This window comes from Vibrio mytili (genome assembly GCF_000830505.1).
Classification (GTDB): domain Bacteria; phylum Pseudomonadota; class Gammaproteobacteria; order Enterobacterales; family Vibrionaceae; genus Vibrio; species Vibrio mytili.
On record NZ_JXOK01000009.1, the window covers coordinates 70,516 to 84,254 of the forward strand.

Below are 13,739 nucleotides of genomic sequence, written 5' to 3' on the forward strand. Positions count from 1 at the left end.
TTAATGATTGTACTTGATACAGTTTCGACCGGCTTTTTTCGCTTTATAGAGCGCTTCATCCGCTAAAGCAATGACTTCCTCAGGGTCTAAAATACTGTGACTATCCGCTACGCCGAAGCTTACTGTCACCGATACTGTTTTTCTTTTTGGGTTGTCTTGTTTACCACGTTGCAATTGCCCTTGTTTATGATCATCAGGTCGAGAAGCGTCATTTCGTAGGACCATTTGATAGTTTGCAATCGATTCTCGCAGTGCCTCTAACGAGTCATGACATTCATCAATATATTTTCCCTTGTAGATAATGGTGAACTCTTCGCCGCCAAAGCGATATACTTTTGCACCACCATGAACCTTATTCATGCGAGAGGCGACCATCTTAAGAACATCGTCGCCAGTATCATGACCATATTTGTCGTTGAATTTCTTGAAATGGTCGACATCCAACATGGCGATAGTGTATTTGGTTCCTAAGTGTTTGAGATCAATATCAAGGGCTCGACGACTAGGGAGCTGCGTTAAGCTGTCGGTAAATGCCAGTTGATGACTGGCAGTCATAGAATAGATGATCATAAGTAGACCGGCTAAAGTGAACATCGTGCTTGATATATATTGAACATCAAAAAAAATGAATGTTGCTGACGCAAGTATCATGGCCGAATACGTCATACCATGAATAATCTGATTGGTTTTAAGAACCAGAATGCCAAGAAAGCAAACAATGCCAATACAATATAAAACTAATATCAGAGGAAGCTTAGATATACTGGGCTCGATAAATAAGATACCGCTAGTCCACTCCCGAAACCCACCCTCAATATGAAATGTCAGCGTGATATACGACCAGATAAAAAACAACGACAACATTAAAATGTAGACGAGCAAAGATTTTGAATCGCCACCGTCTTTATTGAATAGAAATACTGCAAGAAAAGATACAGGCAATAATGTCGTTAAAATACTGAGTTCGATGAGTGTTGTACCAGATTGAAGCGGTACCTGAAGCCGGTGTTGAATGACAAAATAAGCTACGAGCATCGCCAAACACACCATTGACTCTCGCCCTTGCTTAAATGCATAGCACATAATAAGTGCTCCGCAGAACAATATGTAAGGTAAGTTGATCGCTATACCCCAATTTGACTCCGTCATTTGTATGATGCTTTTCATACTGGCGATCACTAATCCCAAAAGCATTATTGGAAAGAAAAACTTGAAACCAGATGACGTCATTAAAGATGGGGACATGTTTATCCGTAACCTGTAACTTGTTAATTATGTCTATGAATGTTATTCAGCTTGTTGCTCATATTGTTAGTGTAGAGTGCTACATTGCAGAGTACGAAATATTAGTGAGTCAACAATCGTTTAAGCGTTAACAGCACACAAGGCGTCAACGACAGTCAAGAATAAGTGTAACTTGTCATTAACCCAAGCTTTTTAGTCTGTATCCCAATAAAAACACATAGATTGATTAAATTAAGAGCAATCAAAGAGTTGTTAATAGCAACTAGTTGCTATAATTATATTCAAGTTAACTCAGAACGTTCGGTCTAGCGAAAGCTTCCGAGTTTCAGGTTTGGTATCGCTCTGAATCATGTCTGTCGGAGTCACGTTAGCCATACAACAGTATTATGGGGATAATCTGCAATGCACATCAGCTCTGAAGTACACAATTATATGGAAACCTTGGTCGGTCAAGTGTTGAACTTAGACAAGTACATCGTTCAGTTTGACCATGAACAACTGGCCGATATTGCTTGTTTAGCTTTGATCCAACTAAAGCCGGTATACATTCGTCATGACATCGACTTTTTATCATCGCTTCCCGAAGAAAAACTCTCTCAATTTAAGCAAAGTGCTGAAATAGCAGTAGAAAACGCCGCAGTTATGATACAAGATGACAGACGTCAAGACCGTAACCGTGATGTGCCTGTTATTCTTTCTCATACCCGTTATGATGGAGACAGCCAATTGGAATGGTTTGAGAAGCCAATCTTAAATATCACGAAACATAACTCAACTGCAGGCTAATGTCGGCAACATTACTGTCTTGGGATGGCGATTTGAACTTAGGCAAACCTTAGGAGGAACTGTGGGCTTTTTTTCGCGCTTGTTTGGCGGCAGTCAAAATACTGCTGAAGTAAAAACGGTTGATCCCGTAGAATATAATGGTTTTCTCATTTATCAGGAAAGCATTGCTGAGGGCGGCCAATATCGTATTGCTGGCCGCATTGAAAAAGAGATCGATGGTGAAGTAAAGTCACACCGCTTTATTCGTTCTGACGTACTTGGCTCAGAACAAGACGCTAACGAATTGATGCTCAAAAAATCGCAAATGTTCATTGACCAAATGGGCGACAAAATCTTTGATTAACAAATCACGACAATTTGATTCGAATCATCTAAATTAGAGCCATTAGTGTATATGCTGATGGCTTTTACTATTTTTAAAGACTCTTGGCTTAACTTACTGTTAATGAAGCGATTAACAGCCACTGGTTGGACCTCAAGCATGGAGCCTATGTGCTGTTTTTTCTCAAGGTAAAGCTTTCGAGGGGCAAATAGCGTCATTTTCATTACCTAACGTTATAAGTAATGAAAGTTAGTATTTATATGACAAAAAACTTGTGTTCGAAGTGCTCGTTAGATTAAAACAGAATAACAAGAGGCACGGTATGTCAAAGGTGTCAATGTTAAGTAGGTGGTCCCAAGCGCCGTCGACAGATGTTTTCACTCACCTTGAGTGTTGACCAGATAAAAATAGAAGAGTGAGCGTCAAGGGTTTACGCTTTACGCTTATTTGGGACTAATTATAGATATGTATACAAGGAGTATGCGTTTTGCAAATCGGTGTACCTAGAGAGATACTTGCGGGAGAAACGCGAGTGGCTGCATCACCAAAATCGGTTGAGCAGTTGATTAAGTTGGGTTTCGATGTCGCCATCGAAACTCACGCTGGGGTGCTAGCGAGTTTCGATGATGCCGCTTATGAAGCAGCAGGTGCGAAGGTCGTTTCTAGTGAAGAAGTCTGGTTATCAGGCCTGATCCTGAAAGTAAATGCACCACACGTGGATGAAGAGAAGGGCATTGACGAAATTGCATTGCTACAAGATGGCGCGACGCTAATTAGTTTTATCTGGCCAGCGCAAAATGAAGAGTTGATGAAGCAGCTTTCAAGCAAAAATATTAACGTACTTGCAATGGATTCTGTCCCACGAATTTCACGTGCTCAAGCATTGGATGCACTGTCTTCGATGGCCAATATCGCAGGTTACCGTGCTGTAGTGGAAGCGGCTCACGAATTCGGGCGTTTCTTTACCGGCCAAATTACCGCTGCTGGTAAAGTTCCACCAGCTAAAGTACTTGTCGCTGGCGCTGGTGTTGCTGGTCTAGCGGCAATTGGCGCTGCGGGCAGTTTAGGTGCAATCGTTCGTGCATTTGACGTACGTCCGGAAGTAAAAGAGCAAGTTGAGTCGATGGGGGCAGAATTCCTAACAGTGGATTTCCAAGAAGACTCAGGCTCAGGTGATGGTTACGCGAAAGAAATGTCAGATGATTTCAACAAGAAAGCGGCTGAGCTTTATGCTGAGCAAGCAAAAGACGTTGATATCATTGTGACAACAGCATTGATCCCAGGTAAACCAGCTCCGACATTGATCACCAAAGAAATGGTCGACAGCATGAAAGCGGGCAGTGTGATTGTTGACTTGGCTGCTGCTAACGGTGGTAACTGTGAATACACCGTGAAAGATCAAGTTATTACAACTAAAAATGGTGTGAAAATCGTCGCTACACTGACATGGTCGGTCGTTTGCCAACTCAATCTTCTCAACTCTATGCAACAAACCTTGTTAACCTTCTAAAACTTCTATGCAAAGAGAAAGATGGCAACATCAATATTGACTTTGAAGATGTGGTTTTACGTGGCGTTACCGTCGTGAAAGAAGGTGAAATCACTTGGCCTGCACCACCAATTCAAGTGTCTGCTCAACCTCAGGCTAAACAAGAGCCTGCGCCTAAAAAAGAGCCAAAAGTTGAAGAGCCGACTTCGCCAACCAAAAAGCTTGCAGCTTTGGTCATCGGTGTTGGTGCTTTTGCTTGGATTGCCTCTGTGGCACCTGCAGCATTCCTGACCCACTTTACGGTATTCGTTCTAGCTTGTGTCGTTGGTTACTATGTCGTTTGGAACGTAACCCATGCACTGCATACACCGTTGATGTCGGTTACTAACGCCATCTCAGGAATTATTGTTGTGGGCGCATTATTACAAATAGGGCAAGGTAATGGTGTGGTTTCATTCCTGTCCTTTATCGCTGTGTTGATTGCGAGTATCAACATCTTCGGTGGTTTCACCGTCACCAAGCGTATGCTTGAAATGTTCCGTAAAGATAAATAAGGGGTTACGATGTCTGCAGGATTAGTACAAGCAGCTTACATTGTAGCTGCATTATTTTTCATTAAGAGTTTAGCTGGGCTGTCTAAACAAGAGTCTGCGCGTAATGGTAACTACTACGGTATCGCGGGTATGGCGATCGCGCTGATCGCGACGATCTTTAGCCGGATGCTCAAGGCTTTGGCTGGATCATTGTTGCGATGGCGGTCGGTGGCGCGATCGGTATTTTCTACGCTAAGAAAGTAGAAATGACCGAGATGCCTGAACTGGTTGCCATTCTACACAGTTTTGTTGGTCTGGCTGCGGTTCTGGTTGGTTACAATAGCTATCTAGACGCTCCTCAAGCTGCGACTCACGCCGAGCACGTTATTCACCTTGTGGAAGTTTTCCTTGGTGTGTTTATCGGTGCTGTAACCTTCACGGGCTCTATCGTTGCATTTGGAAAACTGCGTGGCGTGATTTCATCCTCTCCGCTTAACCTTCCTCATAAACACAAAATGAACCTGGCAGCGATTGTTGTTTCTACGCTTCTAATGATTTATTTCGTTAAAGCAGACGGCAGCATGTTCGCTCTGATTGTAATGACGTTGATTGCATTTGCTTTCGGCTACCACCTCGTGGCATCCATCGGTGGTGCGGATATGCCAGTAGTTGTTTCAATGCTTAACTCGTACTCTGGTTGGGCGGCGGCAGCGGCAGGTTTCATGCTCGCAAACGATCTGTTAATCGTAACAGGTGCGTTGGTGGGTTCTTCAGGTGCCATTCTGTCTTACATCATGTGTAAAGCAATGAACCGTTCGTTCATTAGTGTTATTGCCGGTGGCTTTGGTCAAGAAGTGGTGATCTCAAGTAATGAAGAGCAGGGGGAGCACCGTGAAACTACGGCGGAAGAAGTGGCAGAAATGCTGAAGAACTCTAAATCGGTGATAATCACTCCAGGATACGGTATGGCAGTAGCGCAAGCACAATACCCAGTCCATGAAATCACTGATGCACTCCGTGCTCAAGGTATCGAAGTTCGCTTTGGTATCCACCCAGTAGCAGGGCGCTTGCCTGGCCATATGAATGTATTGCTCGCGGAAGCAAAAGTGCCTTATGACATCGTTTTGGAAATGGATGAGATCAACGATGATTTCTCAGAAACCGACACGGTTCTTGTTATCGGTGCAAACGACACCGTAAACCCAGCGGCACTTGAAGATCCAAACAGCCCAATTGCAGGTATGCCTGTATTGGAAGTTTGGAACGCGAAAAATGTTATTGTATTCAAGCGCTCAATGAATACGGGATATGCTGGCGTTCAGAACCCATTGTTCTTTAAAGAAAACACCTCAATGCTATTTGGCGATGCGAAAGAAAGTGTCGAGAGCATCTATAAAGCGTTGTAATAAGCTTTTGATTTAAAATTATAAAAGGTCAGCCAATCGCTGGCCTTTTTTGTAATCCCTTCACGTTTGTATTGCGTTTGTTAGTATTGCGGGTTTTGCTCTCAGTGCATGCTCATCGTTTCGAAATCATCAATGTAATAGTAATGCAAATCCTAAAACGGACGGATGTTATTTGTTTGTTGAATGAGGTATAGTCTCATTTAATATCACAAGTAACGGTAAGAGTTTGATTAAACAGATTTTGCTTGCTTTCGCATCGATGCTGTCGCTTTTTTCAGCAACTGCGTTTGCCGATTCGCTACCAGAAAGATAGATACGTTTACTGAGCTATTTAATTATGAATCGGCTCTTAAGTCGTACGATATTCGCATTCTGCAATCAAATTACCCTACAAAGTTGCTTGCACCGGACTCGCTGCTGCCACAAACATCAGACTACCCACTGAAAGACATTCAACAGCTGTACAGTCTTGCACTAACATGTCGGGGAAAACTGCCACTCAGCCCCTTGATTACTGAGCCTTTAGTGTTTACACGTGCAATTTGTAAAGGAACCCAACTGACCTCACGTTGGTTTTCTCGGAGTGGATTGATCCACCCCGGCGGTGGCACTTACGCGGCTCGTTATGTTGCAAAATATCCGGATCTTAAGTCTAAACTCTCTCAATATATGCACATCAAAGAGCGTGATAACGTCGATGGAGACGAGCTTCTCGCTAGTTTACAAAACATGACAGATGATGCGATTAACGCGCTAATCGCTGGGGCGAGCATGTTTATTGAAGAGGACGAAATCTGGTTACGTCGTGGTGATCGTTACTTTGTTTTTTCAAAAGATATTTGGCATAAAAATGTCGAAACAGCAGGGCTCTCATATACGCTAGCAGCACAAAGTCAGAGTTGTTTTGTAAAGCGCGGCAACATTTGTTGGGACGTAGAAGATCACTCACAAATTCTACGTATCAGCATGATCATACTGGTAATAGCGAACATCTTATTAGTGATTGGTTGGGCGGTGTATCGTTGGAATAGCAAACGTGAAGAATTACGCAGCCGCATGCTCGTTTTGCAGATATTAACTCATGAACTAAGAACTCCGATCGCTTCACTTTCAATGACCGTTGAAGGGTTTCGTCGAGAGTTTGAGCATTTACCTGAAAGTGTGTATGACGAATTTAGAAGATTATGCGAAGATACAAGACGGTTACGTCAACTTGCGGAGGCAAGCAAGGATTATTTGCAATCTGATAACCAAATGCTTGCAACAGACTGGGTACCATCGGTTGCAGAATGGTTAGAATATAAAATTGAAGAAGAATTCGAAAATGAAGTCCACCTCAACATAAATGAAGATGTGGCTGCTAAAGTTAATGTGTACTGGCTCGGTACATGTATTGACAACTTACTTCGAAATGCACTGAAATATGGTGAACCACCAGTTGAGTTGAACATACAAACCAGTGTAGGAAAAATCATCTTCCAAGTCCGAGATTCTGGCAACCTGACGTCTAAAGATTGGGCAAACTTGAGAAAACCATTCGTAAGTAAAAGCGGATTGGGACTTGGATTAACCATTGTTGAATCTATGGTGGGGCGCATGGGCGGCAAACTTTCCCTGATGGGACCACCGACAACCTTTATATTGGAGATACCTTGTGAAACAGACACTGCTTCTCGTTGAGGACGATAAAAACTTGGCTGATGGCCTGTTAGTGAGCCTGGAACAAGCAGGATATGAGTGTTTACATGTCGAGCGTATTGCAGACGTTGAACCGCAATGGAAAAAAGCGGACTTAGTGATTCTAGATCGCCAACTGCCAGATGGTGATTCTGTTCAAAGCCTTGCAGAATGGAAAAAAATTAAAGATGTACCTGTTATCTTGTTAACAGCGCTAGTAACAGTAAAAGATAAAGTTGCGGGATTGGATTCTGGGGCGAACGATTATTTGACTAAACCTTTCGCTGAAGCGGAACTGTTTGCCCGTATTCGAGCTCAATTGCGTGCTCCTGACGCCTCTGAACAGGAAAGTACCGATAAAGTACTAACAAAAGACTTGGAAATTGACCGTGCGACGCGTGAAGTAAAATATAAAGATGAATTTATTACGTTAACACGTACAGAGTTTGATTTGCTGCTGTTTTTGGCATCAAACCTTGGACGAGTATTCACACGTGATGAATTACTTGATCACGTATGGGGTTATAATCACTTCCCAACCACCCGCACAGTCGATACACATGTGCTCCAACTTCGCCAAAAACTACCAGGGCTTGAGATAGAAACACTGCGTGGTGTTGGATACAAGATGAAAGCTTAGAGCATAATGAAAGCACTTATTTCTGTTGCTCTGTCACTAGCACTAGTAAAACCAGTCCTTGCAGAGGACTGGTTTCAAACTAACACGCCGCTCACACAAGCACATCAGCATTTATTAGAAGATGATCTTGCTGGTATGTTTAATTCGTTAGTTGAATTATGGCAAAGCGAACCGACAAAAAACCTTACTCCACATTTGAATAAACTGTTAGCACAATCTCTTTCAAAAGATTGTGGCAAAGCGCTAACAGATGTGACTTTGCCTGACTGGATTAGTGGCATCAACGTTATTCGTCAAACGATTCAAAGCCCAGGTCGTGATACGTTTCGTTTAGTGGTGAGACTAAGAGCAACAACAGATATCGAAGATATCACGTTTCATCGTTGGGTCGACGACACAATCTCAGCAGACAGTTCATTAAATGTGGAACCACACACTGAAAGTGCCGAGATCGCAAACGAACGAAGCTATTTAAAACGTTACAATTTAACAGGCCGTCTTGAAGCGGGCTTGTATCATTTATCTATTACAGCCAAAAACAAAAAAACCTACGCAACATGGGTTATTTTAGGTGACTCTAATTCAGCCCAATATGTAAGGTGGACATCGAAAGAAGACTGGAAAGTAGAAAAAAGCGCGCTCAGAAATCCTCACTGTCCTTTACCTCAATTGGAAGTCGGGCTCTACGATTACATAGAAGGGCAATATGAACAGATTTGGAAAAAAACCTACGAGTCTAACTATCCAAGTTCGCTTGAACTCGCTGATGTTCCAAACGACCGTTACGTTCTTGCGGTAAGTATCAATAGTCGACGTTGGCAGGGAGATATTATTGTTGAGCAAGCTCAGACAATTAGCCGTACTTATGATTTCTCTCAAGATGAATAGTGAAAGAAGTGATAAATAACTCAAGGAAAAGAACTATAAATAGCTAAAGAAAGTACGTTTGTGCCGATATAAGTCTTAGGACGAACAACATTGCAAGTGTACTATGAACATTCCATTTAAAGTTATTGCCACCTCGGTTACAGCAGCCCTTATTACCAACGTTGCATTTGCCGCGACCTACGCAATTGAAGCTCGCAGTGATGCGATGGGTGGTGTAGGTACGGTGTCTGCATCATATCTTACTGCCCCTTTCTTTAACCCTGCGCTAACCGCGATTTATCGTCGCAATGATGACGCAGGAATGATAGTTCCAAGTTTTGGTTTCAATTACGACGACCAGTACGATCTCATTGATGAAATAGACCGTATCAGCAAACTGACGGATAGCACGGAAATTATAAATTCGTTAAATGAGATTAATAACAAGAAAGCGGACTTTAATCTTGGGGGCGTGATCGCAATTGGTATCCCAAACAAGTTTTTGTCTGCAACTGCGTATGGAAAACTATATACCGAATCATTTGTACAACCAACGATAAACACAACGGGTATGGACCCGCGCAATGACAGCTATGTTCAAGGTGTGAGTATTGGTGTCGCGGAGGCTGGGGTATCATTAGCCAAATATACCAATTATCTGAACCAACATTTATCGTTTGGTATTACACCTAAACTTCAGCGCATATACACCTATTCTTACGCAACGAGTCTTAACAATTTTGATACGAAAGACCTCAGAGAGAATGAAACCGCAGAAACAATGTTTAACCTTGATGCCGGTGCCCTTTGGTTTTTTGGTCAATACAGACTTGGTATTTCAGCCAAAAACTTGATCGGCAGAGACGTAGAAACAAAAGCGTTTCAATACAACACCAACAATATCCAATCTTATAAATACAGTATGAGACCAGTCTACACCGTAGGTGCAGGTATCGTAGCTGATTACTTTACGGTGAGTGTTGATTACGACTTAAATGAAGAAAAACGCTTCTCTGATTTTGATGACAACACCCAGATGCTGAGAGCAGGGGTTGAACTGGACATCTTAAGGCAAATGGCACTGCGAGCTGGTTACATGAAAAACCTATCGCGTAGTGATGATGATGGCACCATTACCGCAGGTATTGGGTTATCACCGCTCAACTTGATCGAGCTTGATATTGCAGCGCGATATACGAATGAAAACGCGATGGGCGCTTCCATTAATTTCCTTGCTACCTACTAATTCCTTGCTACATATTAAGTGAATCGTTATAGTCAGCTCCTCATTCAGAGGAGCTTTTTTATGTTTGACGATTTACCGCCTCTATCACATCAAGAGCAACAACAAGCCGTAGAGCAAATTCAAGAGTTGATGGCGAAAGGAACGAGTACCGCAGAAGCATCAAAATTGTGGCTGAGAAAATTCGTGCTGAGTACGCTGCTAAACAACAAGATAATTAAAACAACCGATTCAAAGAGCAGGGGACACCTGCTTTTTTTATGCCCTCCACAAAATCTCCAGCCACGCCAAACTTGTTAACCTAAACTTAAATGCGTTACCCCGTCACAATCATTATGGTTTTTGGTTGGGGAGCGACGATAGTTTTTAGCGCAACCTTATCGGTAAAATTTTACTAATATGATTTTTTGCTTTTAAAGCATCCACCCACAAATTAAGCGACAACAGACCCTAGACCGGAAAAATCTCTTTATTTACAATGTGTTAATTTGGATTTTAATGCTGAAAGCCCCCTGCATACACTTTTGCATGTAATTAAATTACAGGGTGAGTTTTAATGTGAATTTCAGGCAGTGTAATATGCTGAATTTTGATAAAAGATACAGTGTCACATTTTTTTTTAGATTATAACCTAACTAAATTACTAGGCTTCAAAGACAGTAAGTGCTGGCATACAACTAACAAGTACAGTTAGACATGACTAATGAGATAGCCCAAATAGTCGCCAGTCGATTCAGACTTGACGCTTTTAGCAAGTGGTCAGAAATTTGCGGTGCATTAAGGTGGTGGTTTTCATTGAGCTAGCGTTACCCATAACCACCAAAACCGTACTGGTCATTGGCAATAGCACAAGTGACAGTGTGACGTTCGTGAGGGATGAATACACACTTTGAGGCTTCGTATCGAAGCGTTAGGCAGGAAAATGCCAAAGTTAAAGCAACTTTTTTACTTGAAAATCAACGTAATTGTTCTCGGTAGACTAGACTTATTTGTGGGAAGTATCTGAAAACGAATTGGAGACATGTAATGAGCTACAAGCATATATTAGTCGCGGTTGATTTATCCGAAGCCAGTCAAGTTGTCATTAATAAAGCGATTGCTCAAGCAAAAGACTCAAACTGTAAACTCTCATTTGTCTATGTGGATGTTGATAGCGTCGTTCTCGAGCATGAAGTCGAACAAAAACTATCCCAAAGACTGCAATTACTAGCTGACCAAGCTGATTATCCGGTTTCTGATTGCCAAATCGTAATAGGGGATCTGCATATGAAACTGTCTGGTCTAGTTAAGGAACAAGAAATAGATCTGGTCGTTTGTGGCCATCACCATAGCTTGTTGAGCCGCATATTTTCATCAATTCCCAAAGTCGCCAACGCTGTTGAAGCCGATCTTTTGATCGTATATCTTGCTGATTAATAGGTGAAAGCCGAACGTTGTTGTTTGGCTTTAAATCTGAGTTTCATGGGATGGTCAGTCGCATCATCGATGTAGACCAGTAAGTAACATTATTCACCGCTTTGCACCGCCAAAGAAACGATGAAACATGACGCGAATAACTTCGAACAACGTCGAAACGCCACTAATGACGATTTACACAGCGAGTAGGGAGTCGATACCGTGAGCGTGTCGATTGACCTCGACGGGCTTCACCGTAAAATTGACATTTTTCTTTCCAAAATCGAAGCCAAAACAAAGCCGAACCTTACTAGCGATGGGGTTCGGCTTTTCAGATGAGAAAAAGTATCTTTAAACCTTAAACGCATGTATGGGATTTTTGACACCTAATACAAACCGGAAGAAGTACGTCTACGTTTAACAGGCTTGTAGTTACTATCCATATAATCTTTGCCACAGCTCTTGCAGCTCCAGTAGCCTAGCGTTCTGGTAGATTGCAACCTTACGAGTAGGTTATCAACATCCCTACATTTTTGGCAAAATGGTCCGTCTTTCGTATTACCATCGACACGCCAATAATAAGGTGCTTCATATTTAAGTTTGCCACGCTCACTAAGTTGGGATTGAAGCTCTTTGATTTGTTCATCTTTTTGGATAATTGTGGATTGGATTTCGGCTAACTCCATCTTCGTTTCAGCTAATGCAGAGATTAATTCTGCCAGTTGGAATTTTACTTCTGCCTTTTCTAAGCTCTCACTACTGGTCTTAATCACTTTTGCTAGTTCATGCGCAGTTTTTATACTGCCGAGAGCTGCGCTAATTACTGCTATATCCGCCATATTACCTCTTGAATCCCACTTTAGCTGTTTGTTATGTGCGCACTGAAAGATTACGTAATAACTCACTAACACTGAGTTTTGATATGTCTTTTGAAAAACTGTCAGCCGGACTAGAAACAAATAACTGATACTCCTTAGAATCAACTAACTGGTCGTTCAAGAAATATTGCGTTTCGGATAGCCCTAAGCGATTTTGATACTCAATTTTAATTGCCGCTACAATTTCCAGTCCCGTGTAACCAAATTCTTCTTGAAACTCTTTCGTTGATACTGAGTCATATAACAAGGACTCAAACCTCACATTCTCATGAGCCCAAGCAGTGAGTAATTTACCTTTAGGTTGACCCGTCGGGTTCCGAACAAAATAGTACCCAACAATGGGAAAGATATCCTTAACATCTTTCCCATTCCTCATTTGTTTTACAGCAAGGAACTCTTTGATTTGAACCCTAGCATTAGCAATAGGAGCTCCAATGTTGTAAACATTGATACTCTTTTGAACCAGTCGTTGGTTCTTCATTTCGTAGTCATAAGAAACATAGAAAAATGGCTGATATTCTGTTGAAGCAATTTTATTTTGATTTTCTGCTACTTTCATTGATGCATAAGAAACTAAAACAGATGCTAATCCTATGAAAAGCATAGAAATAATATTAACTGAAAGGTTCAATTTTTCATATTTATTTTGCAAGTACCCTCCTATGCACATAACGCTTTGTTAAGGTGTGAGGCACGCAACACCAATGCTCCCGCATAACACCTTAACCACTAAAACCAACGCATAGTAAAAATGCCACGCGTGCCGAATCACTCTTGAACAATTTGTTATATTTTTTTTGCTTCCAAGTAAGCTCTCCACAGATCTCGTTTTTGTGGTTTAGATAATGGAGTTTCATATTCAAAAGTTGTGCAATCAATTCGGACTTTCATTCTTTGTACAGCAAGCCATGCTTGAAATTTATTATGATCATTTAAGAAGCCTCCACTACTCAAAACATCATATTTATTAAGAAAAACTGCTTTTTCACCTCCTTCTAACTTGACTGGCAAAGGGGATGATAACGCGTTTAGTTCATTTTGCATATGAAAGGTAGCAATGGAAACTGGTAGAGATCTAGGGAGTGTATATTTCCATCCATATGAGCTGATTGTTACTTGTCTCAAACCAATATTTTTAACATTTAAGGCTAAAGCTAAACCTTTACCACTAGGAACACTCACAAAGCAATAGTTCATGTCTACCTCAACCTTCGGCTTATCTTTTTCCTTTGCGTACGTATAAGCCTTAAACGATATG

10 protein-coding genes and 4 pseudogenes are annotated in these 13,739 nt (G+C 41.7%); 10 read left to right on the forward strand and 4 right to left on the reverse strand.

The features are described from left to right. Positions 1–1,245: a GGDEF domain-containing protein gene (locus SU60_RS04380; RefSeq protein WP_041154496.1), complete on the reverse strand. Its 1,245-nt coding sequence runs from the start codon at positions 1,243–1,245 to the stop codon at positions 1–3. Between the two features lie 402 nt (positions 1,246–1,647). On the opposite strand from SU60_RS04380, the gene SU60_RS04385 reads away from it, so the two are divergent. The 10 genes and pseudogenes from SU60_RS04385 to SU60_RS04430 all read left to right on the forward strand — a co-directional run bounded on the left by SU60_RS04385 (position 1,648) and on the right by SU60_RS04430 (position 11,624). Further along, a complete protein-coding gene (locus tag SU60_RS04385; RefSeq protein WP_041154497.1) occupies positions 1,648–2,031 on the forward strand; it encodes a late competence development ComFB family protein in 384 nt (127 codons plus the stop codon). 61 nt (positions 2,032–2,092) lie between these two features. Continuing rightward, the gene (locus SU60_RS04390; RefSeq protein ID WP_041154498.1) at positions 2,093–2,374 is read left to right on the forward strand and encodes an HlyU family transcriptional regulator; all 282 of its coding nucleotides are present in this window, start codon (positions 2,093–2,095) and stop codon (positions 2,372–2,374) included. A gap of 466 nt (positions 2,375–2,840) precedes the next feature. Then, positions 2,841–4,396, forward strand: a pseudogene (locus SU60_RS04400) (Re/Si-specific NAD(P)(+) transhydrogenase subunit alpha). Between the two features lie 9 nt (positions 4,397–4,405). Then, a pseudogene (gene pntB, locus SU60_RS04405) lies at positions 4,406–5,781 on the forward strand (Re/Si-specific NAD(P)(+) transhydrogenase subunit beta). 259 nt (positions 5,782–6,040) lie between these two features. After that, positions 6,041–7,461: pseudogene (gene vxrA / locus SU60_RS04410) on the forward strand (sensor histidine kinase VxrA). Next, entirely contained in the window at positions 7,436–8,098 is a 663-nt protein-coding gene (gene vxrB / locus SU60_RS04415) for a response regulator transcription factor VxrB (RefSeq protein ID WP_041154500.1), read from the forward strand. The pseudogene vxrA and the gene vxrB overlap by 26 nt, the downstream one beginning before the upstream one ends. 6 nt (positions 8,099–8,104) lie before the next feature. Beyond that, the gene (locus SU60_RS04420) at positions 8,105–8,986 is read left to right on the forward strand and encodes a DUF2861 family protein (RefSeq protein ID WP_084735598.1); all 882 of its coding nucleotides are present in this window, start codon (positions 8,105–8,107) and stop codon (positions 8,984–8,986) included. Positions 8,987–9,089: 103 nt separating this feature from the next. Continuing rightward, positions 9,090–10,211, forward strand: coding sequence for a conjugal transfer protein TraF (locus tag SU60_RS04425; protein ID WP_041154502.1), 1,122 nt, complete (start codon positions 9,090–9,092; stop codon positions 10,209–10,211). A gap of 60 nt (positions 10,212–10,271) precedes the next feature. Further along, positions 10,272–10,429 (forward strand): annotated as a pseudogene (locus tag SU60_RS21215) (YoaH family protein). An 805-nt stretch (positions 10,430–11,234) separates the two neighbouring features. Next, positions 11,235–11,624: a universal stress protein gene (locus SU60_RS04430; RefSeq protein ID WP_041154503.1), complete on the forward strand. Its 390-nt coding sequence runs from the start codon at positions 11,235–11,237 to the stop codon at positions 11,622–11,624. Between the two features lie 365 nt (positions 11,625–11,989). On the opposite strand, the gene SU60_RS04435 is transcribed toward SU60_RS04430, so the two are convergent. The 3 genes from SU60_RS04435 to SU60_RS04445 all read right to left on the reverse strand — a co-directional run. Then, positions 11,990–12,442 carry a hypothetical protein gene (locus tag SU60_RS04435; RefSeq protein WP_041154504.1) on the reverse strand — a complete coding sequence of 151 codons (453 nt, stop codon included), beginning with the start codon at positions 12,440–12,442 and terminating at the stop codon, positions 11,990–11,992. A 31-nt stretch (positions 12,443–12,473) separates the two neighbouring features. Further along, positions 12,474–13,133: a hypothetical protein gene (locus SU60_RS04440; protein WP_041154505.1), complete on the reverse strand. Its 660-nt coding sequence runs from the start codon at positions 13,131–13,133 to the stop codon at positions 12,474–12,476. A 134-nt stretch (positions 13,134–13,267) separates the two neighbouring features. Further along, positions 13,268–13,739, reverse strand: a 472-nt coding sequence (locus SU60_RS04445) for a hypothetical protein (protein WP_041154506.1), incomplete at its 5' end; no start/stop codon positions are given.